At 62.9% G+C, this 25,610-nt stretch carries 27 protein-coding genes; 7 read left to right on the forward strand and 20 right to left on the reverse strand.

The annotated features are described in order from the left end of the window. Positions 1-123 precede the first annotated feature (123 nt). Positions 124-1,323 carry a pyridoxal phosphate-dependent aminotransferase gene (locus tag ABMA59_RS22760; RefSeq protein ID WP_349007679.1) on the reverse strand — a complete coding sequence of 400 codons (1,200 nt, stop codon included), beginning with the start codon at positions 1,321-1,323 and terminating at the stop codon, positions 124-126. A gap of 123 nt (positions 1,324-1,446) precedes the next feature. Between ABMA59_RS22760 and ABMA59_RS22765 the strand changes: the two genes are divergently transcribed. From ABMA59_RS22765 to ABMA59_RS22775, 3 genes are all read left to right on the forward strand, one after another. After that, a complete protein-coding gene (locus tag ABMA59_RS22765) occupies positions 1,447-2,127 on the forward strand; it encodes a GNAT family N-acetyltransferase (protein WP_349007680.1) in 681 nt (226 codons plus the stop codon). A gap of 153 nt (positions 2,128-2,280) precedes the next feature. Next, positions 2,281-3,039, forward strand: coding sequence for an SDR family oxidoreductase (locus tag ABMA59_RS22770; protein WP_349007681.1), 759 nt, complete (start codon positions 2,281-2,283; stop codon positions 3,037-3,039). Between the two features lie 30 nt (positions 3,040-3,069). Beyond that, positions 3,070-3,276, forward strand: coding sequence for a hypothetical protein (locus tag ABMA59_RS22775; protein WP_349007682.1), 207 nt, complete (start codon positions 3,070-3,072; stop codon positions 3,274-3,276). A gap of 214 nt (positions 3,277-3,490) precedes the next feature. Here the strand turns inward: ABMA59_RS22775 and ABMA59_RS22780 are convergent, their stop codons facing one another. The 7 genes from ABMA59_RS22780 to ABMA59_RS22810 all read right to left on the reverse strand — a co-directional run bounded on the left by ABMA59_RS22780 (position 3,491) and on the right by ABMA59_RS22810 (position 11,930). Beyond that, positions 3,491-4,570 carry a nickel/cobalt transporter gene (locus tag ABMA59_RS22780; protein WP_349007683.1) on the reverse strand — a complete coding sequence of 360 codons (1,080 nt, stop codon included), beginning with the start codon at positions 4,568-4,570 and terminating at the stop codon, positions 3,491-3,493. Between the two features lie 13 nt (positions 4,571-4,583). Beyond that, entirely contained in the window at positions 4,584-5,249 is a 666-nt protein-coding gene (locus tag ABMA59_RS22785) for a DUF1007 family protein (RefSeq protein WP_349007684.1), read from the reverse strand. Positions 5,250-5,406: 157 nt separating this feature from the next. Next, complete coding sequence (locus ABMA59_RS22790) at positions 5,407-5,763, reverse strand: hypothetical protein (protein WP_349007685.1); 357 nt, start codon at positions 5,761-5,763, stop codon at positions 5,407-5,409. Between the two features lie 657 nt (positions 5,764-6,420). After that, the gene (locus tag ABMA59_RS22795) at positions 6,421-7,746 is read right to left on the reverse strand and encodes a gluzincin family metallopeptidase (protein WP_349007686.1); all 1,326 of its coding nucleotides are present in this window, start codon (positions 7,744-7,746) and stop codon (positions 6,421-6,423) included. 74 nt (positions 7,747-7,820) lie between these two features. Further along, positions 7,821-9,731, reverse strand: coding sequence for an adenylate/guanylate cyclase domain-containing protein (locus ABMA59_RS22800; protein ID WP_349007687.1), 1,911 nt, complete (start codon positions 9,729-9,731; stop codon positions 7,821-7,823). Positions 9,732-9,832: 101 nt separating this feature from the next. Continuing rightward, positions 9,833-10,732: a LysR family transcriptional regulator gene (locus tag ABMA59_RS22805; protein ID WP_349007688.1), complete on the reverse strand. Its 900-nt coding sequence runs from the start codon at positions 10,730-10,732 to the stop codon at positions 9,833-9,835. A 4-nt stretch (positions 10,733-10,736) separates the two neighbouring features. After that, positions 10,737-11,930, reverse strand: a complete 1,194-nt coding sequence (locus tag ABMA59_RS22810) for an amidase (protein ID WP_349007689.1) — start codon at positions 11,928-11,930, stop codon at positions 10,737-10,739. A 543-nt stretch (positions 11,931-12,473) separates the two neighbouring features. Here ABMA59_RS22810 and odc2 point away from each other — a divergent pair. Together odc2 and ABMA59_RS37265 are read left to right on the forward strand one after the other, a co-directional pair. Beyond that, positions 12,474-13,607: an ornithine/lysine decarboxylase gene (gene odc2 / locus ABMA59_RS22815; RefSeq protein WP_349007690.1), complete on the forward strand. Its 1,134-nt coding sequence runs from the start codon at positions 12,474-12,476 to the stop codon at positions 13,605-13,607. Between the two features lie 220 nt (positions 13,608-13,827). Further along, positions 13,828-14,562, forward strand: a complete 735-nt coding sequence (locus ABMA59_RS37265) for a GNAT family N-acetyltransferase (protein WP_425475971.1) — start codon at positions 13,828-13,830, stop codon at positions 14,560-14,562. A 179-nt stretch (positions 14,563-14,741) separates the two neighbouring features. Here ABMA59_RS37265 and ABMA59_RS22830 read toward each other — a convergent pair whose 3' ends face one another. The 7 genes from ABMA59_RS22830 to flhA form a co-directional block, all read right to left on the reverse strand. Beyond that, positions 14,742-15,023 carry an SCP2 sterol-binding domain-containing protein gene (locus ABMA59_RS22830; RefSeq protein WP_349007691.1) on the reverse strand — a complete coding sequence of 94 codons (282 nt, stop codon included), beginning with the start codon at positions 15,021-15,023 and terminating at the stop codon, positions 14,742-14,744. Between the two features lie 197 nt (positions 15,024-15,220). Further along, positions 15,221-15,766 (reverse strand): hypothetical protein, encoded by a 546-nt coding sequence (locus ABMA59_RS22835; RefSeq protein WP_349007692.1) that lies wholly within the window; start codon positions 15,764-15,766, stop codon positions 15,221-15,223. Beyond that, entirely contained in the window at positions 15,763-16,176 is a 414-nt protein-coding gene (locus tag ABMA59_RS22840; protein WP_349007693.1) for a hypothetical protein, read from the reverse strand. The genes ABMA59_RS22835 and ABMA59_RS22840 overlap by 4 nt, the downstream gene beginning before the upstream one ends. After that, a complete protein-coding gene (locus ABMA59_RS22845; protein WP_349007694.1) occupies positions 16,173-16,748 on the reverse strand; it encodes a rod-binding protein in 576 nt (191 codons plus the stop codon). Before ABMA59_RS22845 ends, ABMA59_RS22840 begins: the two co-directional genes overlap by 4 nt. A gap of 206 nt (positions 16,749-16,954) precedes the next feature. Then, a complete protein-coding gene (locus tag ABMA59_RS22850) occupies positions 16,955-17,338 on the reverse strand; it encodes a hypothetical protein (protein ID WP_349007695.1) in 384 nt (127 codons plus the stop codon). Positions 17,339-17,380: 42 nt separating this feature from the next. Then, complete coding sequence (gene fliR, locus ABMA59_RS22855; protein ID WP_349007696.1) at positions 17,381-18,133, reverse strand: flagellar biosynthetic protein FliR; 753 nt, start codon at positions 18,131-18,133, stop codon at positions 17,381-17,383. Beyond that, complete coding sequence (flhA, locus tag ABMA59_RS22860; RefSeq protein ID WP_349007697.1) at positions 18,130-20,217, reverse strand: flagellar biosynthesis protein FlhA; 2,088 nt, start codon at positions 20,215-20,217, stop codon at positions 18,130-18,132. The genes fliR and flhA overlap by 4 nt, the downstream gene beginning before the upstream one ends. A 285-nt stretch (positions 20,218-20,502) precedes the next feature. Here flhA and ABMA59_RS22865 point away from each other — a divergent pair, with 285 nt between their 5' ends. Next, a complete protein-coding gene (locus ABMA59_RS22865; RefSeq protein ID WP_349007698.1) occupies positions 20,503-21,264 on the forward strand; it encodes a hypothetical protein in 762 nt (253 codons plus the stop codon). Between the two features lie 25 nt (positions 21,265-21,289). Further along, positions 21,290-22,669 carry a GSCFA domain-containing protein gene (locus tag ABMA59_RS22870; protein WP_349007699.1) on the forward strand — a complete coding sequence of 460 codons (1,380 nt, stop codon included), beginning with the start codon at positions 21,290-21,292 and terminating at the stop codon, positions 22,667-22,669. Positions 22,670-22,805: 136 nt separating this feature from the next. Here ABMA59_RS22870 and ABMA59_RS22875 read toward each other — a convergent pair whose 3' ends face one another. The 5 genes from ABMA59_RS22875 to flaF form a co-directional block, all read right to left on the reverse strand. Then, positions 22,806-23,555, reverse strand: a complete 750-nt coding sequence (locus tag ABMA59_RS22875) for a sulfotransferase family 2 domain-containing protein (RefSeq protein WP_349007700.1) — start codon at positions 23,553-23,555, stop codon at positions 22,806-22,808. 513 nt (positions 23,556-24,068) lie between these two features. Further along, entirely contained in the window at positions 24,069-24,335 is a 267-nt protein-coding gene (gene fliQ / locus ABMA59_RS22880) for a flagellar biosynthesis protein FliQ (RefSeq protein ID WP_349007701.1), read from the reverse strand. Between the two features lie 57 nt (positions 24,336-24,392). Beyond that, the gene (gene flgD / locus ABMA59_RS22885) at positions 24,393-24,803 is read right to left on the reverse strand and encodes a flagellar hook assembly protein FlgD (protein WP_349007702.1); all 411 of its coding nucleotides are present in this window, start codon (positions 24,801-24,803) and stop codon (positions 24,393-24,395) included. Next, a complete protein-coding gene (flbT, locus tag ABMA59_RS22890; protein WP_349007703.1) occupies positions 24,803-25,246 on the reverse strand; it encodes a flagellar biosynthesis repressor FlbT in 444 nt (147 codons plus the stop codon). Before flbT ends, flgD begins: the two co-directional genes overlap by 1 nt. Then, positions 25,243-25,590, reverse strand: a complete 348-nt coding sequence (gene flaF, locus ABMA59_RS22895) for a flagellar biosynthesis regulator FlaF (protein WP_349007704.1) — start codon at positions 25,588-25,590, stop codon at positions 25,243-25,245. The genes flbT and flaF overlap by 4 nt, the downstream gene beginning before the upstream one ends. Positions 25,591-25,610 lie beyond the last annotated feature (20 nt).

A 25,610-nucleotide genomic window follows, 5' to 3' on the forward strand; every position in this document is an offset into this window, starting at 1 on the left:
GGCGGGTTTCGCGGTCCAGATGGTGCTTGGTTTGGGGGCCAGAACCTTGCAGCCTCTTGATTCCGGCCGGAAGAGCCCTGTTCTACCGGCCGGTCTGAAGCGAACCTCGAATCGGAGCCCTATTTAGGCCGCCTTCGCGCCGGCTTCGAGAAATTTTCCCACCCTTTCCAGCGCCCGCAAAATATTCTTCTCGGAATTGGCATAGGAAAGCCGGATATACCCTTCGCCGAGCACGCCGAAATCCGGGCCGCCGATCAGCGCCACGCCGGTTTCCTCCAGCAGCGTGGAGGCCAGTTTCTTGGCCTTCCAGCCGGTGCCGGAAATGTTGGGGAAGGCGTAGAAGGCGCCCTTCGGGGTGATGCAGGAGACGCCCGGCAGCTTGTTCAGGCCCTCGACTACCAGCTTGCGGCGACGGTCGAACGCCTTCATCATGGTATCCACCGCATCCTGCGGTCCGTCGATGGCGGCGATACCGGCATGTTGGGACGGCGCGTTGACGCAGGACCAGCAATTGACCGCCAGTTTCCGCACCTTGTCGTAGAGGTGGCTGCTCTCCTTCGAGTTCGGCCAGATCGACCAGCCCATGCGCCAGCCGGTCATCGCCCAGGTCTTCGACCAGCCATTGAGCACGATCAGGCGCTCGCGCAGTTCCGGAAATTGCAGCAGCGAGCAGTGTTTTTCGCCGTCATAGGTCATGACGTCGTAGATCTCGTCGGACAGGATGGCGACATGCGGATGCTTTTCCAGCCCCTTCGCCAGCTTCTCGATTTCGGCGCGCGGGGTGACGCCGCCAGTCGGGTTGGCGGGCGAGTTGAGGATGAGCAGCCGCGTCTTCGGGGTGATCAGGGCGAGGGTTTCCTCGGCCGAAAAGGCAAAGCCGTTCTCCTCGCGGATCGGCACCGGCACAGGCTTCGCGCCGGTGAACTCGATCATCGAGCGATAGATGGGGAAACCGGGATCGGGATAAAGGATTTCCGCGCCCGGCTCGCCGAACATGACGATCGCGGCATACATTGTCGGCTTGCCGCCGGGCAGGATCATGACGTTCTCCGGCGAGACCTCGATGCCGGTTGTGGTCAGCGTGCGCCGCGCCACCGCTTCGCGGGTGGCGAGCAGGCCGGTGGCGGGCGTGTAGCCGTGATGGCCGTCGCGCAGCGCCTTGATCGCGGCCTCGACGATATGGTCGGGCGTGCGGAAATCTGGCTGGCCGATGCCGAGATTGATGATGTCCTTGCCCTGCGCTGCGAGCGCGGTGGCGCGGGCGAGCACGGCGAAGGCGTTTTCCTCCCCGATGCGGTCGAAGGCGGCTATCGTTTGGAGCACTTTTCCTCCCAATCTGGTTCTAGCGCATGGCCTCGAAAACCCAACGGTGAGACCATGCGCGACTTATTGTCCGCGCGTTTCTGTGAGCCTCTTGCCGCAAAGTCAATCGGAGCAAGGCCGACCTTGGACGAAGAGCTGAAAAAGTGGACGGCAAGGCCTAGGCCTGAACGCAAGGTGCTGGAGGGGCGCTATGCGCGGCTGGAGCCGCTGTCGGCGGCGTGGCACGGCGACGGGCTGTACGAGGCAGCCACGATTGCCAATGCCGACGAGCGTTTCCGCTGGCTCGGCGAATATCCGCCGGAAAACCGCGCGGCGCTGCAGCCCTGGCTGGAAAAGGCCGAGGCCAGCGAGGACCCGCTGTATTTCACGGTGATTGACAAGGCGTCGGGCAAGGTCGCGGGGCGCCAGACTTTTCTGCGCATCGATACGGCCAACGGCGTCATCGAGATCGGTCATATCCATTGGGGGCCGCTGATGCAGCGCAAGCCGGCGGCGACCGAGGCGCATTTTTTGTTCATGCGCTATATCTTCGACGAACTCGGCTACCGCCGCTGGGAATGGAAATGCAACAACCGCAACGAGCCGTCGAAAAGGGCGGCGCTGCGCTTCGGTTTCCAGCCGGAGGGGGTGTTCCGGCAGGCCATGGTGATCAAGGGCGAGAACCGCGACACGGCCTGGTTTTCCATCATCGACAAGGAATGGCCGGCACTGAAGCGCGCTTACGAGGCGTGGCTCGATCCGACGAATTTCGACGCGGCCGGGCAACAGAACAGACGGTTGGAGGAGTTTCGCGCGGCGAGCTGAAAAAGCCATACCGAACAATATGTTGCCGAGCGCCTTCCAATACGGTGCGGCGAAAAAGCTCGATTCGGGCCAAGACTTTTGCCGGCCGATGGACTAAGCCTTCGCTGCAAAACGCGACCAGAAGTATTCGTAACAAGACGGCCGGGGGAGATTATGGCGGGAAGACTGAAGGGCAAGATTGCGGTGGTTACCGCGGCGGGGCAGGGGATCGGAAGAGCGATCGCTGACTTGTTCGTGGCCGAGGGCGCGACGGTTTTCGCCTCGGATATTTCCCGGGACAAGCTGGACGGGCTGGCCAGGGCCAAGAAGGCGAAGCTCGACGTTCTGTCGACGAAGGCCGTCGAGGCCTATGCGCAAAAGGTCGGTAAGATCGACATTCTGGTCAATGTCGCCGGTTTCGTGCACCACGGCACGGTGCTGACAACCTCCGAGAAAGATTGGGATTTTTCGTTCGACCTCAATGTGAAGTCGATGCACAGGACGATACGTGCCTTCCTGCCGGGCATGCTGGAAAGGGCGAAGGAGACGGGCAAGACCTGCTCGATCGTCAACATTTCGTCGGGGGCTTCCTCGGTGCGAGGCATACCGAACCGCTATGCCTATGGGGCGAGCAAGGCGGCGGTGATCGGGCTGACGAAATCGGTGGCGGCGGACTATATTCGTGACGGGATTCGCTGCAACGCGATTGCGCCGGGCACCTTCCGGTCGCCTTCGTGGGACGACCGGGTGGAGGAACTCGGCAAGAGCGTCGGCAGCAAGGACAAGGCCTTGGAAATGTTCGTCAATCGCCAGCCGATGGGACGCGTTGCCGATGCCGCTGAGATCGCGCCGATCGTCGTTTACCTGGCGGCGGACGAGGCGGCCTTCACGACCGGAACGGTGATGATGGTCGACGGCGGCTTCGCGCTTTGAGGATTTTGCCCCGATGGATTTCGCGCTTCCATGACCACTGACAACCGCAACGCGGCGATCGCCGCGCTGGTGATCGTGCTGGGTTTCGGCATCGGCGCCTTCTACCTGCCGACGATCATGCTGGCGATCGGCGGCTACTCTCCTGTAATCGCAGGGATTTTCGCCGTGCTGTTCGTCGCGGCGTTCTTCCTGGTGTTCTGGCTGCGCGGCCGCCAGCAGCGTAGGCGCGAGCGCTGACGGTTTTTCCGAGAAAGCCGCCGTCAAGTCCGGAATATCAAGATATTTCAGCTGGTTGCCGGAAAATTCGCCCTTTGTCAGAGGTTTTGCGCTGACGCACGCCCCTCGCGAACAGGACGCGGAGGCTGTTTCGCGCGATTTGCGGCGACGGTTGTCCCAATTCGTCTGCTGCGAGCGTGGCGCGTTTTTGAGGGGCGGCGACTTGGCCCAGGCCCTATGCGTTGAGGCTGGCGCCGAGCAAAGCGAGGCCAAGCAGAAAGACCAGAAGCGCGCCGGCGATCTCGATCGAGGCATGCACCCGATTTCCAGTGCGGCCGTCGCCGGCGAAGGTGACGGCCCAGTTCTTAGCGGTGACGGCGAGTGTGGCCAGCAGCGAGACGGTGATGGCGGTGCCGACCGACATGGCGACGACCGAGAGGATGCCGCCGGCGAACAGCCCGTTGAGGAAAGCGAAGGACAGGACGATCAACGCGCCGGTGCAGGGACGCAGGCCGACGGCGACGACCGCCGACCAGGCGGTGCGCCAGTCGAAGCGGTCGCCAGAGATCATCGACGGATCGGGCGCATGGCTGTGGCCGCAGGTTTCGCAGACCATGACCGTACCCGGGGCGCTGGCGTCGCTTGCCACGAAAGCGTGGTCGAAGCGTGGCGCGGCGGGGGACTCAATCGGCCCAAAGAGGTTGCCGGCGGGGCTGTCGGCCTGGGCGGCGGAAAGGCTGAAGGCCGGGTTGAGGCCGAACAGGCCGGAGAGGCGGGGCCAGGCCTTTGTCCACAGAAGCCAGGCGCCGAAAAGGGTGATCAGCGCGTAGCTGGCAATCTCCAGGAACCAGGTCGCGTCGGTCATCGAGATGGCGGTGCCGCGCAGCACCAGGAACACCAGGGTCATGACGATTATCGCCGTCAACGCCTGCAGGAAGGCCGAGACGAAGGACAACATGATGCCGCGCCTCAGCGCCACCTCATTGGCCAGCATGTAGGATGAGATGACAGCCTTGCCGTGGCCCGGCCCGGCGGCGTGGAAGACACCGTAGGCGAAGGACAGGCCGACCAGTATCCACAACTGGCCGCCGTCCTGGCGCATGGCCTTCAGCGCGCCGGTGAGCGAGCGGTAGAACCCCTGCTGCTGGACGTTGACCCAGTTCATGAAGCCGGAGAACAGGCCGGTGGAGGGCACCATGGCCTCGTTGGTGCCGATGCCGAGCGAGCTCTGGGCATGGGCCGCGGCGGCGAAATGCGCCGTGACCGCGGCCAGCCCGAGCAGGGCGAGGACGGTGCGGAGCGTCGGCTTCGTCATGCGGCGCGGCCCGTCATCCGCTCGCCTGGCAATTGAGTTCGAGCTTTGTCGCAAAGATCTTGCTCATGTCGGTCCCGGTGGGGTCGTTGAAGAAAGCTTCGGTCAGCGTCGACTGGTTCTGGGCGATCGCCTCGTCGGGGTCGGGACGGATCACGCTTTTTTTGCAGTCGGCCGGCATGTCGACCACCGCCAGGTTGGCGTTGTCGGTGAAGTCGATCGCCGTGTAGAAGGTCGGGTCATAGACGCCGAAATCCACCTTGCCGGAGAGTTTGAGGGGCTCCTTCGGTGTCGATTCGAACAGGATGATGAGCTGCTGGTCCTCGAAGGTGGCAATAAGCTTCGGCGGCGGCTGCATCGCCACATCCTTGCCGTCCTCGGTGACGATCTGGAAATAGTTGTACTCCGCGAGCGACGAATGGACAGTGTTTGCCACGTCCTGAAGTTCGGCGTCGTCGAGCTGAAGGTCGGAATTCTTGTCGAATTCCATCAGCACGGTGGACGAGAACAGGTCGTCGAAGCGCCAGAGATGGCGCAGCGACTTTACCGTGCGGTCGGGATTGACGACAACATCGAGCCGCGCCTCGGCGAAGACATGCGGATGCACCAGCGCCGGAGTGGCCGAGCCGAAAAGGATCGCAGCGGCGGTGGCCGCCTTGGTAAGCTGACAGGGAAAATGCATCCTCGGGTCCGGCTGATTTGCGGAGCCCGAGGATTACCAGAAAGCGGGCGAAAATGGGACAAGAATGGCCACACGCCAAAACGCGAGCCTATCCCTCAGATCGGATTGGCAAGAGCGGGCCGCATGCCTCGAAGCCTACAACCTGCTATCTGCTAATTTATGCGGTCTCAAAAGTCGCGTTGCTGAAAACCTCCTCAAACCCTGGGAATTTCAAGCCTATCGTTTTGTCCTTTCCCGGCGGGTCGCCACTGTTCATCTTCGCGGAGAAATATATCTCCTTGGTGCTTTCAAAGCTTTTTTCCACGACAGTTCCTATGGCAATTTTGTTTCCTCCGGCATCGGTTTTATAAACTTTAACAACAAAATCGTTCGTAAAATTCGATCCACTGATGCTTGCGTCGCCGGCTTGTGCGGAACTCGGTATTCTATACTGCAAGAAGGCATCGATCTTTGGCGCCGACACGAAAATCTCAACAGCGCTTACCTTTGGCTTTTTGTTCGCAGGGGCTTTCATTTCCATCTCCCGATTATCGGTGTGAATTCAGCACTGATCAGTCCGTATCCCAGTTTCGCCCTCCCGCAGCCCCACTCGACCGGCCGAATGATCCGCTAGACCTTCCACCGCTGGATCTGCCGCCGCTCGATCTGCCTGAGCCTGTGCCGAAGCCACGAGGGTCGAAACCCGTTTCCGGTCCGAGCAGCGTCTGCTCGAAGGTTCCGGTGGTCGCGTCGATCCGTATCGTGAAATCGCTTTTGTCATATGCCCAGACCTTTAGCGAACGGGCGAATGATCCGCTCTGCGACCCGATTCCGGTCGTCGAAGGGGAGGCAGGAGAACGAGAGATCAGGTCAAGCCCTGGGACGTCCGGTATCTCCTCGATATCCATTCCCGTGCCATGGACAAGATATATCGCAGGCCTGGACAGATCAAATAATCCTCCCTCGAATGAGAAAAGATATATCCGGGCGAGGTGTATTTCTATGCCATCGGTTATATTTAGCTGCCTCGCTAAGAAATTGTTGTCCCCACGGCGCGGTGGGCGGCCGGGGTCGTTCGAAATAGGCGGTCTTATTGTCAGATCGTCAACAATTCTGCCGAAAAGATATATTGCAGATACATCTAGTATAGAGTCGCGCGGTCTTGGCATTATCACGTCCTCCGGTTGCCTATTCACCTCTCAAAGAAGATCATGCGCCTCTCACGAAAGCTAAGATTTGGGAGATAGTCGCCTTGTCCAGGGGTCAAGGTGCGCGTGAAGCGTCGCTCGCTGTCCTTTCTGCGTGGTCGCAGGCGCCTGCCGGCATGCAATTCGCCGATGCCCCGGCGCCGGAAATTGCCGTCGAGCAGGTCCGAGAATTCACCGCCGGAGTGCATGCGGTCGGCCGCCAGCATCGCGCCGGCGACGTCGCCATAATCCAGAAGGTCCGGGCTCAGCGTCCGCAACGTCTCGGCCAGATACATGCCCATGACATCGCGCGCATCGAGCAGCGCCTCCCCGAAGCCGTCGGGGTCACGCGCAAAGGCCACGTCGAACATGTCCTGCAACGGGCTTTCGAGAGAGGAATCGGACTGCGCGACGTCAGCCAGTGCCGCGACCTCAGGCGCGATGATGCCGCGCGCCACCAGATTTTCGTGAAAGATGTCGACCAGGCTGTCGAAGATGGCGCCGGTCAGCGGTTCGGAAAGATCGTGCTCGTTCTTCCAGCCATGGACGAACTCGGCCATGGTGCGCTTGTTGTTTGCCGAGCGTATCTGCCGGTGCGGCGAAAACTCGGAAAAGCGGGCGAGGCGGTTGGCGAGATAAAGGTTGCCCCTTGTCTGTTCAAGCACGTTTTCGACAACCGAGGGGAAATGCATCGCGGCGATGAGCGAGACGGAATCGGCGAAAGATTCCTGGAAGCCGAGGTATTCGGGATATTCGTTTTCGGCGTCCGGAACTCCGAGGACGCCGTAGATGACCGCGTGGCCGACCTCGTGGGCAATGATGTCGAAGTCGAGACTGAACGGCAGGGTCCGGCCGTCCGCATCGGTCTGACTGCCCAGTTCAAGGAAGCCGTAGCCGTACTGGGCATTGTTCCAGTCCGACAAAATGTCGATCTCCAGGCGGTCGTAGTGATCGCTGAAATGCCACGCCAACGAATGGCCGAGGTAATTCTCCCATATGTCCAAGGTGAAGCGCGCGCAGCCGAATGCGTGGGCGGCCTCGAAGCCCGGCATTCCCGGGCGATAGTGATCGAAATTGCCCCGCCGATCCGGAACGGCCGGCGCCACGATCCGGCCCTGCCAGGGCGGAAGATATAGGAACGGCGTTCCAAGCGGACCGATGTTGAGGCCATAGGGGCGGGACTTCCGGTCCGGCACGATGACATACATGCTGTCGTCCGACGGGCCGACACGAAGGCTGCCTTCAGGCGACGAGACGGTGATGATTTCGGGGCGGGAAAAGTCGTCCTCGTACGGAGGCTGAACGAAGAGCCTGAACCGCGTGCCGCCCATCCGAACCCCTCGCCGATGGAGTGTTCAATGTAACATAGCAATATTGACCTGGCGAGAGCTTTGCGAAAACCAGGTTATTCTGAAATTTCTTCGGGACGTTGCATCAAATCGGCGGATCCCATAACTTCCATCAACTTCTGATAGCGAGGATGAGAGCGGATCGACTCCAGATCCGCATCGTTCATGAACCACAATTTCATATCGCTGCCGACATGCGGCGCCCAGGTTTGCAGAAGATCAATCGCCCGTTCAACTTCTCCAAGCTGCGCATACGTGCAGGCGGCGTTGTACTGTATATGCGTGTCGCTTGGATCGGTTGCGATAGACTGCGCGAGCCACGCCAGAGCCCGTTCGTTCTCGCCGAGGAAGGCCAGCACCGTTGCCGCGAGACATGCGCAATTGGCGTTCTCCGGATGCCGCTGAAGTTCTTCCTCGGCTTTCCTGACCGCGACGCGCCCGTAGTTCCTTGCCTCTTCTATCCTGCCGTCGGAGCGCAGCACGCTGACGAGCATCGCCGGCGAGCCGTAATCCGTCGGTTTGACCTCCATGGCGCGCACAAAATACTTCGCGGCAAGCTCGAAGTTGCCATCGGTCACGCAGAATTCGGCATAGAAGCGATTGGCCTCATGGCAATCGGGATTGAGCGCCAACGCCTGGCCCAAGGCCGTGGCAGCGGCGGCGCGGTTGCCGCCGAGCGCAAGCGCAATGCCCTGGGCCGCATGGGCCTCGGCCAGTTGCGGATCGATCGCCAGCGCCTTTTCGGCAGTCGCCAAGATGTCGTCGACCTTGATCTTGTCGCCATAGATCGACTGAAGCCGGATGTCGCAGAACGCGATGCCGGCATAGGCTCGGGCATAGGCGGGGTCGAGTTCGACGGCGCGGAGAAAGTTCTGGCGCGCCATCAGATGGTTCGCCTTGTTGGCGATGTGATAATATTCCCGCCCTCGCAAATAGTGCGTATAGGCCTCGACGTTCTCCGTCGGCGCCTGTTCGATCGCTCTCTTCTCCTCGGGAAGCAGTTTGACCCTGAGCTGGCTGACGACCGCCTTGGCGATCTCATCCTGTACGGCGAATATATCCGTCAGGTCGCGATCGTAGCGTTCGGCCCAGAGATGGCCGTCGGTGGCGCCTTCGATCAGCTCGGCATTGATCCGCACGCGGTTTCCGGCTTTGCGGACGCTGCCCTCGACGATATAGGCGACGCCGAGTTCGCGGGCGATGCGCGCCAGGGGTTGCGTGCTGCGCTTGTAGGAAAAAACCGTATTGCGGCTGATCACGAACAGGCCGGAGACGTTGGACAGGTCGGTGATGATGTCCTCGGTGATGCCGTCGCTGAAATATTCCTGATCGGGATCACTGCTCAGATTGGCAAAGGGAAGGATCGCCACGGACGGCTTGGCGACGGCCGCGCGCGGCTGGCCGCCCCGGGCCGCGGATTCCGCCAGCGGCCCGTTCTGCCCCCAATCGGCAAAAAAGACGTGGACCGGCTGCACGATGTTCTTCACCGTCCGCGGGCCCTGGTCGACGAAACCGAGGTCGAGCTTGTTGGCAACCTCGTTGCGCACCGCGGCCGAGCAGGCGATGCCGCCTGGAACCGCAAGGCCCTGCAGGCGAACCGCCATGTTCACGCCGTCGCCGTGGAAATCGTCGCCGTCGACGATGATGTCGCCGAGGTTGATGCCCATGCGGAACAGGAAGTGGCGGTCTTCCGGCAGTCCGGCGTTGCGCTCGATCATGCCGCGCTGAATCTCGGCGGCACAGCGGGCCGCGTTCAGCACGCTGCCGAACTCGATCAGAAAACCGTCGCCCATCACCTTGAAGATGTGCCCGCCATGCCTGGCGACGGTGGGGTCGAAGAATTCATGGCGGTGGCGGCGGAGGGCCGACAGCGTCTGCTCTTCATTGGCTTCCATGAGGCGGCTGTAGCCGACGACATCGGCGGCGAGGATTGCCGCAAGCCGACGTACAAGCTGCTCCTCGCTCATGGCGCATGCCCTCGATGGCCGATGCCAAAGCTACCCTATCGACGGTTCGGCGGCAACGCCGCTCGACCGACGAAGGACCGTTTGCGGATAAGCCGAAAGCCTTACTCGGCCCCGTTTTTCCGGAACCACTGCACCAGGAAGTCGACGAAGACGCGGACTTTCGCGGGCAAGTAGCGGCGGTGGGGGTAGACGGCGAAGATGCCGCCGCCGCGCGGCAGGCGTTCGTCGAGCACGGGCACCAGGCGGCCGGCGTCGATGTCGGGCTGGGCGATGAAATCGGGCAGCACCGCCCAGCCTAGGCCGGAGACGGCGGCGGCGCGCGCCGCCATCGGGCTGTTGACCTCGATGCGGCCGGTGACCGAGACGGTGCTGGTCTCGCCGTCCTCCCCGACGAAGGGCCAGTTGGACAGCCAACGGCCGTTGGTGTCGATGACACAGGGTTTGTGGGCGAAGTCCTGGGGGCGCGTTGGCATGCCGTATTTGTCGATGACCTCCGGCGACGCGCAAATGCGCACGGAGAAGGGAGAGAGGCGCCGCGCGATGAGGGAGGAACTCTCCAGCCGGGTGATGCGGATGGCGAGGTCGAACCCTTCCTCGACAAGATCGACGAAGCGGTCGTCGAGCTGGATCTCCAGCACGATCTCGGGATGGTCGCGGGCGAAGTCGATCAGCGCCTGGCCGATCGGCGCGTCGGCGAAGGTGCGCGGGGCGGAGAGTTTTATGCGGCCGCGCACGTCGCCGGAGGATTCACGTACCGCGTCGGCAAGGCTGTCGATCTCGCGCACGATCTCGGAGGCGCGGCGAAAATAGGTGTGGCCGGCCTCGGTCAGCGAGAACTGGCGGGTGGTGCGGTTGAGCAGCAGGGCGCCGAGCTCGTCCTCCAGTTCGCGCACATATTTGGAGAGCAGCGCCTTGGAGCGGCCGATCTTTCGCGCGGCGGCGGAAAAACCTTCCGCATCGACCACGTCGAGGAAGGCGCGCATGCGGGTGAGGGTGTCCATCGCGTCAGCCCACTCCCGCATTTGCCAGAATCTTCCGTCCCAGCCGGATCAAAGCGACGTCGCTGTCGGGCGGGCCGACGAGGGAGAGGCCGAAGGGCGCGCCGTGGACAGTGCCGAGCGGCAGCGTGATCTGCGGACAGCCGGAGAGGCCGGCGAGGCACAAAAGATGCAGCGCGCGTTCGCGGTAGTTTTGCAATTCCTCGGGCGGCGTGCTTTTCAGCGGCGAAGCGCCCGGCACGGTGGGCAGCACCAGCACCGCGCCGTCCTTCAGCAGGTCCAGCATCTCGGCGCGGAAGGTATGGCGGCGGATGCGCTCGGCATGGACGGTCTGTTCATCGACCGTCCTGCCATAGCGGAACCGCTCGAGCGTGGCGGGCGCGACCGTGTCGCCGTGCGGTTCGAGCCACGCGCCATGCGCCCCCCAGGCCTCGAAAGCCTGGATGTTGCGAAAGCAGAAATAGAGTTCGTCCGGAGAGGAGGTGAAGGGCAGTGTGGCGCGGTGTTCGATGGGCAGATCGATAAAACTCTTCATGCGCTCATATTCGGCGGTTTCCTCAGGCCCGGCGAGGAACCCTTCCATGGTGTCCAGCGGGACGGCGCGGGTGAGCAGGGCGCGGTGGATGTCGCGGCCGAGCAGGATTTTTCCGACCGCCTCGTAGATCTCGATGTCGGCGGCGAACCAGCCGACCGTATCGAGGGAAGGAGCGAGCGGCATGGTCCCGTCGATCGGGATGCGGCCCTGCGTGGTGCGCAGGCCGATCAGGCCGCAAAAGCTCGCCGGCGCGCGCACCGAGCCGCCTGTGTCGGAACCCAGCGCTATGTCGGCCAGGCCGCCGGCCACTGCCGCCGCCGAGCCGCAGGAAGAGCCGCCGGTGTAGCGCTCAGGCGCCTTCGGATTGATCGGCAGGGGAAAATGCACGTTCTGGCCGAACAGCGAGAACACCAGTTCATCGGTTACCGTCTTGCCGGCGAAACGCGCGCCCGAATCGAGCAGCGCCTTCACGCAGGACGCGCTGCTCGTGGCGGGAACGGCTTCCGCGAATTTTTGCGGATTGCCGCAGCCGGTGCGATAGCCCTCGACGTCGAATATGTCCTTGACGCCCAGCCGCAACCCGTCGAGAAGGCCGGATTCCGCATGGGGAACAGGCACTTGCGGCAGCTCGAGGAAGGCGTTGAGGGCGTCGCGCGTACCAAGCATCGTTCACCGTTTCCCATGTGTCGCGGCAGAATTGTTCACGTCTCGAAGAAATGCAAGCGGGGTGCATTTTTTCGTTGATTGTGACAGCCAAGATTCCTATATCGCGCTTGCCCAAAGTCGCACGTGCCTGTGGGCGTCCCCCGACCCTCGGAATGGCGAGATGTCGGGACGGTACCCGGGAAGTAACGAGCCCGGTCGGTTCAGCGGCCAACCGCCGATCCGAGGACGTCTTGAAGCAACGACGGTGCGGGCCTTTCTGGTCTCTGTCGGCAGTCCAACGCCGACAATTACTGAAGAGGCACACCTTCATTGCCGGCAGTGCGGTTGGGGTCTCCCATCCAAGCCAAGGCAGACAAAGCGAGCGCGGACCGCAGGGTCTTAGCAAGCCGACGCGCGAGATGCGTTTCGTGGTTCCGGGGTCTCCACCGGCTGGCGCCACGCGAACCCGTCTCGCCCCTTTGTCCACCGCGGATGAACGCCCAGAGGGCGGTCCGCACCTTGCATTGAAGCGCGGGAGAGTACCCGCGCGACTGGAGAGACCCGATGGCCACGCAGCGCATCCTCGACTTCCTCGCCACCCGACGACCGAACGGCCCGTGCCTGGTCGTCGACCTCGACGTGGTCCGCGACAATTTCCGCGCCTTCGAGAAGGCGCTGCCGGACAGCAAGATCTATTACGCGGTGAAGGCAAACCCGGCGCCGGAGATCCTGCGCCTGCTTGCCACGATGGGTTCGTCCTTCGACACCGCGAGCGTTGCCGAGGTCGAGATGGCCATGGACGCGGGGGCTCCAGCGGAGCGCATCTCCTTCGGCAACACCATCAAGAAGGAGCGCGACATCCTGCGCGCCTACAATCTGGGCATCCGGCTGTTCGCGGTCGACTGCGTCGAGGAGGTCGAAAAGATCGCCCGCGTCGCGCCCGGCAGCCGCGTGTTCTGCCGCGTGCTCACCGACGGCGAAGGCGCCGAGTGGCCGCTGTCGCGAAAATTCGGCTGCGTGCCGGCGATGGCGGTCGACGTGCTGCGCCATGCGAAGTCGCTGGGGCTGGACGCCCATGGCGTGTCGTTCCATGTCGGCTCGCAGCAGTGCGACCTGACGGCGTGGGACCGTGCGCTGGGCGATGCGAAGAAGGTGTTTTCGACGCTGGCCGAGGAAGGCATCGTGCTGAAGATGGTCAATATGGGCGGCGGCTTCCCGACCCGGTATCTGAAGGACGTGCCGGTGGCGCAGGCCTATGGCCAGGCGATCTTCTCGGCGCTGCGCAAGCACTTTGGCAACGACATCCCGGAGACCATCATCGAGCCGGGCCGCGGTATGGTCGGCAATGCCGGCGTCATCAAGTCGGAAGTCGTGCTGATCTCCAAGAAGGCCGACAACGACAATGTGCGCTGGGTTTTCCTCGACATCGGCAAGTTCGGCGGTCTCGCCGAGACCATGGACGAGGCGATCCGCTATCCGATCGTGACCGCGCGGGATCAGGACGAAAAGTCCCCGTGTGTGCTCGCCGGCCCGACCTGCGACTCGGCCGACGTGATGTACGAGAAGACGCCCTATCCGCTGCCGCTGTCACTGACCATCGGCGACGAGGTGCTGATCGAAGGCACCGGCGCCTATACGACCACCTATTCGGCGGTCGCCTTCAACGGCTTCGAGCCGCTCCGATCCTACGTGATCTGACGGGCTTTTAGCCCCTCAGATCACTTCCCGAACGCCGGCGCTCTGTTGCCGGCGACGGGTTCGCTTGTGGAACAGACCTCTGCGGGTGAAGGATTTTCTTGAAATGAATGCCGAAAAAGACATTGCAGTTATGGGTGCCGCGTTGGCGCGCGGACTCTCCCCCCTTGAGGGGGAGATGGGCGGCAGCCCAGAGGGGGTAACCTCAGAAGGCACCGCCAATATGCGAAGAACTGCCGAGGCGACCCCCACCGGCGGCTTCGCCACCTCCCCCTCAAGGGGGGAGGGGAGCGCCGCGCATGTCATCATCGCCGAGACCGCCGCCGATGTCGGTGCGCGCGAGATGTTGCTCGACCGCGCCATGGGCGCGGGCCGCAAGCGCAAGTCGTCGGAAAAATTGCGGCGCGGCCGCCGGCCTTCCGAAGGGCTGGCGTTCGTCGCGCGTGACGCGGACGAGCATGTCGTGGGGACGGTCCGGTTGTGGGATGTGCGATTTGCTGTCTCCCCCCTTGAGGGGGAGATGGGCGGCAGCCCAGAGGGGGTAACCTCAGAAGGCACCGCCGACATGCAGCGCACTGCCGCACTGACCCCACCCGGCCGCTTCGCGGCCACCCTCCCCCCAAGGGGGAGGGATAAGTCGGCGCTCCTGCTCGGTCCGCTCGCCGTCGATCCGTCGGTGAAATCCGCCGGCATCGGCTCGGCGTTGATGCTGCACGCTATCGCGGAAGCGAAGCGGCTGGGGCATGGCGCGATCCTGCTCGTGGGCGACGCGCCGTATTATGCGCGGTTCGGCTTCTCGGCGGAGAAGACCGGCCGGCTCGCAATGCCTGGTCCTTATGAGCGTCACCGCTTCCTGGCGCTGGAACTCGCGGGCGGTGCGTTGGATGGAGCACATGGCGTGCTCAGGCCCGCGGGGCGCAAGGTGAAGGCGCACATGGAACTCGCGCGGGCCGCGTAAGTTACAACCTCATGAACAAGGACCGGGCCGGTATAGCGCGGTCCGACGGCCGTCTCCGGCGGAGTGGGGTGGAGATGGCCGTTCCCCTCATTATCTCCAGCCCCCGCCAGACCTAAAGCGATACGGTTATACCAGTGGCTGCTTCCTTTGATCGTCGGTCAAGGCAAATGACCTCGGCATTACAGCAACTGGCTCAATGCCATGGCGACCGACATGTCACCGGTGACCTTGATCTTGCCGGTCATGAAGGCCATGGTCGGGCTCAGATCGCCCGACATCAGCGCCTCGAGATTGTCCAGCGACAGCGAAATGGTGCAGTCCGTCTCGGCGTCGGTGGTGGAAATGGTGTTGCGGTCGACGACGATCACGCCGTCCTTGCCCAGGTCGAACTTCACCGACTTCTCGAAATCCGATTTCTCGACACGCGGCCGCAGCCGGTCGACGATGTCCTGGGCGCCCATTTTCAGTCTCCTGGTTGGCGTGGCCGGCAGATGGTCTTGCCGTCCAAAATAGTGTGCCCCGTCCCCTCGGCAATCGTGCTTCGGGTCAAACGAGCGGATGCAAATCAGATGGAAGAGGGTTACGTCAGCCGGATGTCGGCGGTCAACCTGTCCCGTCGGTCTGCGACAATTCGTGGGGAAGCGTGCTGCCAGACGGCTCAGTGCGCCGGGGCCGCCTCGTGGCCGGCCTCACCGGCTTCAGCGTTCGCGGCGGGCTTTTCGGCGACCGGCTTGCGGCGCTTGACCGCGTTGTCGCGGATTTCGTCCTTGGTGAGGTAATCCACCTGCTCGACCAGCACGTCTTCCACGAGGTCCTGCTTGACGCGCTTGTTGATGCCGTCGCGGATGCCCTTGCGAAAAGCGTCCAGATCGAGCGCCGGTGTTTTCGAAAAATCCAGCGCCGCCATGGAATAGATGTAGGAGTAGACCACATCGGTGATCAGCGCGTCTGCCGGCACGGTCAGCTTGCGCAGTTCCGAGGGATCGACCGTGTAGACGAGCCGGGCGAGAAAATAACCCTCGACCTTCGAATCGCGGATCATCGGAACGGAGATCACGTCGGTCTTCACATAGTCGAGCCCGCCCATCAGCGAAGGTGCTGCGACTTCCGTCCCGGATTTCGCGCCAGCCGACTGGAAGGAATAAAACACCGCGCCCAGGGTGGCGGCGCAGATCCAGACTGCGGCAAGCGCGAACTTGATCAAGTGCTCCACCCGAACTCGCCGGCGGAATAGGTGCCGTCCGCCTCGGCATGGCGAATGGCGTCGCGCATCAGCGTGGCGACTTCGTTGACCGCGTTGAGATGGGCGCGGATGGCCGACTCGTTGCGGGCGAGAGTCTCGCGCAGGCGCTGCAGGCCGTCGCGATGCTCGGCGATCATGTCGGACTCGCCCATGCCCTTCATGGCGCGGGTGAGTTCGTAGAGGTGGCGGCTTTTCCGCGCGTTCGAGGACTGGAGGTCGAAACCGCGGTCGTTCTTCAGCCCGTGGGTTTCCGCTTCCACGGCCTCCTCAATGCGGCCGATGATGATCGACAGGCTGGCGGGGCGCGCGGCCGGAGGGGTCTCGACGGCCATCGGGCGGATGGCGGGAACCTCCGCAGTGTACTCGGTCATGTAACGCTCCTGTACGGCTTTGGGCTCTCGGCGGCATCGCCGCCGCTGTCGCGCAGCGTGTTTGCCGCCTTGCGCTGAAGTTCCTGCACCAGCGCGTCGGACAAAGCGGCCTGGCGGTCTTCCTCGGTCCGCTCCGGACCGCGCGAGACCGGGCCGATGGACTTGACTGTCTTGCCCTCGACATAGTGGTCGGCAAGCAGATGTGAGGCGATGCCGATGCCGCCGCGCTCGGTCATCACGTCGGCGATCTTGCCGGCCATCATCGATTTCCACATGTCGCCGGCAAGGCCCTTTCCGTAGACCTGCTCTGCATCCTTGGGCAGCATGTTCTGGACGAAGGTTTGCAGCACGACGGATTCGAATTTCTTGAAGGCCTCGGCCTGGCCGGTCGGGTCGGGGCCGCGCGAGGCACCCGTGCCGGAAGGAGAGCCGACGCTGAAGGCGGCGTCCGTGCCGGTCGGGGCCGTTGTGCCGGTACGCCGGGCGAGTGCGGCACGCGCCGCATCCAGTCCGGACGGCTCGACGGCGCGGGCGACGTCGAGAACGATGTCGCTGGGCGGGGAAATGGCCAAGGAGAACGCTCCTCCGGTTTTGATGGGGGTATTGTGGACGCGAAAGCTTGCGGGAGCCTTGCCGGCTTACCCTCCCCCTTGAGGGGAGGGTCGGTGAGCGGTCGGAGCGAAGCGGAGATCGCGAACCGGGGAGGGATCGCTGCAGGATGTAGCCGCAACGACCCCTCCCGGCCGCCTCGCGGCCACCCTCTCCTCAAGGGGGAGGGTTAGGTCGGGGCTGTCTTGCGCGCCAGCAATTCCAGCAAATCGCGCTCGGTCTTGCTGCGTTCGTCGGCGCGGCTTGCCTCGCGCCAGGCGCGTTCGATCATGTTGGCGCGGGCGGTGGCGATCGCGACGCGCTGCGCCTCGGTCTCGGCCAGCCGCAGATTGGCGCGCTCCTTGCCGAGCGCCGTCGCGATGCCGCGGTTGTAGACGTCCGGGAAAGTCATCGCCATGGAGCCTTCGGCGTCGAAACGGGTTACAAGTTCCTCGGCATCGGTGTGAGCGGCGGCGGCGGCCGCGACATGGCCGGCATGGCGGGTCTCGTGCAGGGCTTTCAGTTTTTCCTGCACGGTGAGCAGTTTTCGCAGGCGTTTTTCGCGTTCCGCCATGTCAGATTTTCTCCGGGCCGGGTCGGTGCGAAGCCGCCATTCCTAGTTTCCAAAACTTGCAGCGAGAAAACCGTCGGCGAACAGGCTGAGCATGGTGGCGATGCCGAAATAGAAGAGGATCAGACCGCCGGCGATGACCATCGGCAGCGAGATGAAGTAGACGGGAATTTGCGGCACCAGCTTGTTGACGAAGCCGATGGTCAGATTGACGAGCAGCGCATAGGCGATGAACGGGCTGCCGAGGCGGAGCGCGATCATGAAGGACTCGCCCATCGTGTCGGCGACGTTGACGAGTGCCGCACGCGGATTGAACAGCGCGTTGAGCGGCGCGACCTCGTAGGACCGCACCAGCGCCTTGACGATCTCGTGGTGGAAATCGAAGACGAACAGCAGGAGCAGCGCCGAGAACGAGATGATCTCGCCGAGCGGCGCCTGCGGTTCGCCGTTTTCGATACCCGGGCCGGCGACCCCGCCATAGCCGACCAGCATGGCGATGGCCGAGCCCATGAACGACAGCGCCATCATGTAGAGCCGCGCCAGAAGGCCGATCAGGCTGCCCGTGAGCAGCTCGGAGACCACCATCGGCGCCAGCACCGCCGGTTCGCGGCTGACCGAGGGCAGTATCTGGTCCCACAGATGGACGAGCAGCGCGCCTGACGCGGCCACCGCCACGAACAGCCGCACCTGCATCGGCACGCGGGCACTGGACAGGCCCGGCATGATCATGAAGCAGCCGCCGATGCGGCAGAAGGCGAGGAAAGCCGCGATGACGATGCTTTCGGGGAGGGCGGTCACGAAATCGTGCCGAGGATGCGTATCTCGACGCCCTTGGCGATCTCGACATGGGAGAGCACCGGCAGCGTCGTGTAGAGCCGTTCGATGATCATGCGCACATAGGGGCGGGCGTCCGGGGCGGTGACGATGACAAAACGCTCGCCGGCTTCCATATGCGCCCTGATCGACTTCGCGGCATCCTGGCCGAATTCCTCCAACTGGCGCGGGTCGATGTCGAATTCGCGGATCTCGCCCTTGGCGTCGCGCTTCAGGCTCTGGTGGAAGGCCAGGTCCCAGCGGTTGCCGAGGCGCAGCACCTTGAGCACGCCTCCCTCGGAAAGGTCGCCGCAGATCTGCTGGGCCATGCGCACGCGCACATGCTCGACGATCTGCTCGGTACGGCGCACATGCGGCGCGATCTCGGCGATGGCCTCGATGATCAAATGCAGGTTGCGGATCGACACGCGCTCGGCCAGCAGCAGCTTCAGCACCGCCTGCAGGCCGGGGTAGGAGATGTGCGAGGTGCAGATCTCGTCGGCGAGCTTTTTGTATTCCGGGTCCTGGCGGTCGAGCAGCGCCTTCATGTCCTTGTAGGAGAGAAGCTGCGGCAGGTTGTTGCGGATCACCTCGGAGAGGTGCGTGAGCAGCACCGACATGTTGTCGGCATAGGTGTATTGCTCCCGCTTCAGGTCCTCCGCGAACATCTCGGGGACGGAATAGGCGCGCATGCCGAAGGCCGGCTCGCGCACCTCCTCGCCGGGGATGTCCGGCGTATCGCGCTTGCCCAAGAGCACCATCAGTTCGCCGACGCGCACCTGATGCTCGGCCACCACCGTGCCGTGGATCTTGATCTGGTAGCTCTTGCTCTGCAGGGCGAGGTCGTCCGTGAGTTTCACCTCGGGCACGACGAAGCCGTATTGCGAAGCGAATTTCTTGCGCATCTTGGCCATGCGGAAGGCTAGTTCCTGATGCGAGACCAGCAGTTTTGTCGAGAGCTGCTTGCCGATCAAAAGTTCGATTTCGGCGGTCTTGAGCGAGGCTTTTACAGAATTCTTCTCCTCGTCCTCCTTGGTCGCGGTCTCATGGGCCGCGAGCGCTGCCTTGGCCTCCTGCTCGCGCCTGTGGCGCAGCGGGATGATGTAGCCGATCGCCGCCATGGCCGCCGCCAGCGTGACGAAGGGGAACATCGGCAGGCCGGGCATCAGCGACAGGAGCACCAGCAGGCCGGCGGCGACGTAAAGCGCGCGCGGATAGGCGCCGAGCTGCCCGAACACCGCCTGGTCGGCGGAACCGCGCGTGCCGCCCTTGGAGACCAGCAGGCCGGCGGCCAGCGAGACGATAAGCGCCGGGATCTGGGTGACCAGGCCGTCGCCGACCGACAGTTTTATGAACACGTCGGAGGCTTCCGCCATGCCCATGTCGTGGCGGAAATAGCCGATGGCGATGCCGCCGACGATGTTGATGGCGGTGATGATCAGGCCGGCGATGGCGTCGCCGCGCACGAATTTCGAGGCGCCGTCCATCGAGCCGAAGAAGGAACTCTCCTCCTCCAGCTCGCGGCGGCGCAACTGCGCGGTCTTGTCGTCGATGACGCCTGCGGAAAGGTCCGCGTCGATCGACATCTGCTTGCCAGGGATGGCGTCCAGCGTGAAGCGGGCGCCGACCTCGGCGATACGGGTGGCGCCCTTGGTGATGACGATGAAATTGACGATGATCAGGATCAGGAAGACGATCAGGCCGATGACGAAATCGCCGCTCATGACGAGCTGCGAAAAGCCGCTGATGATGTAGCCGGCGGCGTGCGTGCCCTCGCTGCCATGCGACAGGATCATGCGGGTCGTCGCGATGTTGAGCGAAAGCCGCAGCATGGTGGCGATCAGCAGGATCGTCGGGAAGGACGAGAAATCCAGCGGCCGCTGAATCCACAGCGCCACCATCAGGATCAGCACCGACAGCGCGATCGAGAAGGCAAGGCCGATGTCGATCATGAAGGCGGGGATCGGCAGGAACAGCACCGCCAGGATGACGACGATGCCCAGCGCGAAGAAGACGTCGCGGGCGCTCCGGGCGGCCGGCGCGGGGGAGAGGGTTTCTGAAATCGCCATAGGGACGGACCAACCATGTCCGGACGCCCATCGCGCCCGTGTCGAGGCTAGCGGCGCAAGCTTGTGCGAGGATGGCAGATATGGCCGGTGGGCCGGCGGGTATCGGACCGCGCTGAGGCGCGGTTCGATCCACGGGGAAACGCTTAGCTCGACGGCGTTTCATTTCCGGTGTGTGGTTTTCTCCGCCGCCCGACGGCAATTGCCGAATGGTGGCCGGCCTGCTAATTTTTTCGGGTCAGGCGGTGAGATAGCGTTCCTGGCCTCCTCAAACTGAAAACAAGGTCCATGGCGTCTTCTCCGATCCGTTTCTCCAATCTCAAGATGGAATATTCCCCCTATCCGTTCGGAGTGATCGCGCCGGTCTTCGACGAAGCGCTCTATACGGAACTGCTCGATACATTTCCGCCGATGGAGCTTTTTCAGTTCCATTCCAAATTCGGGAACAAATATTCCCTGTCGGAGAAGAGCAATCGCCCGCAATATGAGAAGTTCATCGCCTCGCATCCGGCGTGGCGGCGAGTCCATTCCTACGTGAAGAGCGACGACTTCGTCTTTTCGGTCCTCGACGGTTTGCGCAAGCAGAACGTCGATCTCGGCCTGACGCGCGCCGGCCAGTCGCGGGCCAAGAGAGTCCGTAAGACGCTGAAGAGCCTGATGCAGGGCAAGCTGCCCACGGTGGAAAGGCCGCTCTATTCCCGCTTCGAATTTTCGGCCCTGCCGGCCGACGGCGGCGTCGTCATCCCGCACACCGATTCGCCCGGCAAATTCGTCACGATCGTCTTCTCGATGGTGAAGCCCGGCGAATGGACAGACAATTGGGGCGGCGGCACCGACCTGCTCGTGGCGAAGGACGTGAGCAAGAGCTACAATTTTATGAACGCCCAGGTGCCTTACGAGGAAACCGACACCATCGCCACGGTGCCCTACAAGACCAACCAGGCGATGATCTTCGTGAAGACCCATAACTCGCTTCACGGCGTCCGCAAGATGGAAGGGCCGCAGGGCGCCGTGCGCCGCACGCTCACCGTGGTCATCGAGCGCGGCTAGGGCTTTTCGCGAAACAGGTGATGACTTGGGTTTCTCCTTAAGCAAGCTTTTCCGCAAAAAACCTCGCGAAAGACGCTCGACCGCGTCGCTCAAGGCAATTGCGGCCGCCGACGGAACGATCGCGTTCTACGCCGGAAAGTCGGCGGGCCGGCCGCGCTTCGTCTATCGCCGCCTTGCCCAGGCGCTCGACGCGGCGGCAAGCACGGCGGATCGTGCGGCCGCCATCCAGTCGTTCCGCGACGAGATCAAGACGAGTGGCAGCCGCGGCGAGGGGCTGAAGCTGCGCATGGTCCTGCCGCCTTTCCTGGAGAAACGGCTGCGACCCGACGAGCGCGCCGAGCTCGAGCCCTGGCTCGCGTCGCTGCGGGCCAGGCGCGGCCGGCTGCGCGATGCCTTCCCCGACTGCGCCGACGAGTTCAGCCTCGCGCCGGCGTTCCTCGACAGCGCGCTCGGTGTCGAAAAACTTGCCGTGATCGAGCGGCGGACCCGCATCTTCACGATGGGCTCCTGCTTTGCGCGCAACATCGCGGTCTTCCTTCAGGCGAACAGCTACACGGCCGAAGCCTTCATGCAGACCGAGGACCTGAACTCGCCGTTTTCCAACGCGCGCATGTTGAGCGTCGCCTCGGCGCCGGCCGGCGAGCGCCAGGCCTTCGTCGCCGGCTGGATCGAGACGCTCTATCCCGACGAGAGTTCCGAGCGCCGTGCGGCCCGGCGCGACGAGGCGCTCGGGCGCCTTGCCGGGCTTGCCCAATCGATTGCATCAGCCGAGGTCGTCATCGTCACGATCGGCAGCGCGCTCGATTTTTTCCTTCCCGCCGGCGCGCCGGCAGGCGGCACGACGCTGGCAGGCGAGGTCGCGCCAAAATTCCTGCTGCTCGCCGACACCGAGGATGCCGACAAGCGGGCGGGCCTTGCCCAGCGCCTCAAGGCGCAGGGCGCGACATTCAGGCTGGGGACTTTCGCGGAATCGAAAACCGCGATCAGCCGCTTCTACAGCGCGGTCCGCGCGCTCAATCCGCATGCGCTCTGCTTGTTCACGCTTTCGCCGGTGCCGATGGACAGCGCCATCGGCCTGCATAAGGCAACTCCCGGCGGCGCGGCCGAAATCGACTGCGTCAGCAAGTCGACGCTGCGGGCAGCGCTCCACGAGGCGATGGCCGCATGGATCGCGACCGATCCGGCAGTCCGTTATTTCCCCTCCTACGAAATCGTCCGCTGGATCGCGCCCAACCTGCCGATCCAGACGTTCGGAGCCGAGGACGCCTCCGCCCGCCACGTCTCGGAACAGGTGCTGAACGGCGTCTGCGACTATTTCCTCGACCGCTTCGGAGCGGACCGCGCCAACACAAGCCGGGACCCGCAATCAATGACATCGAATCATCCGATGGAACTGATCAAGTAAGTTCTGCGCACCGCAACGCACCTTCATCCCATGGTCCGGCGCACTTCGACGCCGTCCAGGTCAGCCCTCGGGTCCGAAGGAAATGCAACCCGCAGACATTCCTTGACTCCTTTGGGAGCGGATACTTACACGTGCCTCAATTTTCAAATCGATAGCCGAAATAGTCTATTTCCCGTTCGCAAAGTCGATGAACCGATTTGCGGGTGTCAGCGTCATAGTAATCACGAAAATCGTAGCGGGGGGCTGCTTTCATGTGACCCAATGTCGGGTGCGGGAGGTTCAACCGATCACACACCGACTTAAAATCGGCCCCGAGCGTTTCATAGCGGCCGACGAAATCGACCACGATACGATCACCGCTGGCATAGACTGGCCAAGTATCGGCAAGTTCCCGCCATCCTGCGAGTGGGCCCGTGCCTTCGATGAGCTTCTGCACAAAAGCAGAGAAGGGTTCGCGTCCCGCCTCGGACTTCCCCCTTAGAAAGAGGTACATCGATACCGTTCGCTCGTAGGGATTGCGAACAAAAGTGAATTTGAAATGCCGCTCCCAAGCTTTCTCGTCGAATGCCTGCACTTGCTTCGCGCGCGGATGGTCGACTTTGGGCCCAAAACAACCGCGATACGTCTTGCTTTGCAAGCCAAGAACCCGTCTCTGCCATTCTGGGCCGATTCCCAGCGCTGCAAAGACACTCAAAGGCTGACGTAGTTGCAGAGCATCCAGACGCGCCCGAAAATTTGGCCGAACGTTAGCCGTCAGTCGCTCGTCCTCAGAGCCCAACAGAATGTCGCGTGGCCCCAAATGCGGGACAAGCGCCATGTTTATGGAACTCCCTGCCGTCTTCGGGCAATGAAGGAAAGTGAATTTGTGCCGGTACGATATGATCAAGTGATGTGCTGTCCACGTCGATTTGTTTGGAGAGGTTTCGCTGCTTGCAGGTGGAAGTCTGCCTCTGGTTACCCTGCCTCCGGAAGCAGCAACCGGGTAAGCTAGGTATCATCGAGTACCCTGCCGTCAAGGCTGGAATAGAGCGTCGCCGATTGTAGAAGTCGAGATGTTCTCCAACCAGTGCGCAGGCCTCTCTATCGCTGTCGCGGGCCTTGGGATAGGCCTCCTCGTATTTTTGCCGAGTAGATTGAATCATTCCAATTGCCGTTTGGCGCGGCGATCCACATGGGTCCGAAGGACGGGCAAGAACGTGCCCTGGCAGACGAGCAGATCGGGCCGGTTTCCCGGTCAGGCGGCCTGACAGCCGCTGAACGCAAACCGAAGGTCCGGGCTGGTTTGGGCCAAATCCATCGGGCTTGGTTTCGTCCGGACCACCAGCCCGAACTTCGCCGAGCCGTCGACCTTGCCGCAAACCATCGTGGGCACGATGGTCCAATCAAACCAAAAAACGCTCTAGAACCCCGTCTCGATGCGCTCGAATATGACGTTGGAGAAAGCTGTGATCTGGCCGCCGATGTAGGGGCCGGTGAAGGCGATGACCAGGAGGATGGCGACGATCTTCGGGACGAAGGTCAGCGTGATCTCCTGGATCTGCGTCAGCGCTTGAACCAGCGCGATGCCGATGCCGACGATCATGGCGACGCCAACCGCCGGTCCGCAGGCCGTGAGCACGGTCCAGATGGCGAACTGGACGATGTCGAGCGCATCTGCCTCGTTCATGCGTTCCCCTCCGGTGCCAGTTGGCTGCAAATGCTGTGCGACATCGCCGCAAGCACGCTAGTTGGTCGCGGAGATGACGATGCCCGCGCCCACGGGGATCTCCTTGCCGCTGACCAGCACGGCGACGGCGCCGCCGGTGGTCAGCCGGACCTCCTTCACCTCGCCGCTGAGCTTGCCGTCGGCGGAAGTCACCGTGCGCCCGATCAGCGCGTCGGCCTGGGTTAGCGTCGAGGCCTGCAGCAACTGGTCGAGACGGCTGTTGATCTGCACCGACTGTTCGACCTGGCTGAAGGAAGCCAGCTGAGCCACATATTGCGTGGAATCCATCGGGTTAGTCGGGTCCTGGTTCTTCATCTGGGCGACGAGGAGCCGCAGGAAGGACTGGTAGTCGACCGCGGTCTTGGCGGCTGCGTCGTTCGACGTTCTGTTCGGGGTGTTGGTCTGCACCGCATTGACTGGTGTCGTCATCAGGCCCGCGCTCCCATCGCGACCGGACGCGCCATGGCGGCGGCGTCGTTGGCATGTCCCATGGCCTTGGCCTCCAGCCCATAGAGCGAGCGGATGGTCTTCAGCGCCTCGAACACCGACCCCTCGGCGACCAGCGCGTCGACCTGCTTGAGGGCGGAACTGATCTGCGGGTTCTCGAAGCCAGCGATAAGCAATGGCAGCGACTTGCGGAACATCTCCCGAGCCTGTGCCGCGCCTTCCGGCTCCATCAGCATGATCTGCACCATGAAATAGAGCTGGCGCAGCGGCGTGGACGCCTCGGCAGCCTGAATGACATGGCTCTCCAGCAGGAACTGTACGTCGTTGAGGAGTTCGATCGTCACCTTGCGGTCGGCCCTAACGACGGCACCGTTCAGATAGATCTTCTCGTTCGGCTTCAGCGAAATCTTCAGCGTGGGTTTCATCGTATTCCGTCCCGGATGATCTGCGAAACCTCGATAAGGCCTTCGAAATTCTGCGACCGGCCTTGCCGAACCTCCTCCGCCTCGCGCAACAGCCACAGACCGATCGAGATCAGGTTGGCCCGCAACTCCTTGGGCAAGGCATTGTCGGCATTGCCGAGATCCTCGACGAAAGTCGTCCACAGCCGATTGGTGAAATGCAGGGCCTCGATTGCCTTGAGCGAATTGGCGCCGGCCTGCCTGGCCTCGTCCAGCAACGCAATGGAGCGATTGAGAAGCTGGCGCTCCCGATCCCGCGCGTCGGCGACCGAGTCGGTCTGAATGTCGGCATAGGAGAATTGGTACATATTTGGGTTTGCCGTCGCTC

The organism is Mesorhizobium yinganensis (assembly GCF_040081985.1).
GTDB classification, from domain to species: Bacteria; Pseudomonadota; Alphaproteobacteria; order Rhizobiales; family Rhizobiaceae; genus Kumtagia; species Kumtagia yinganensis.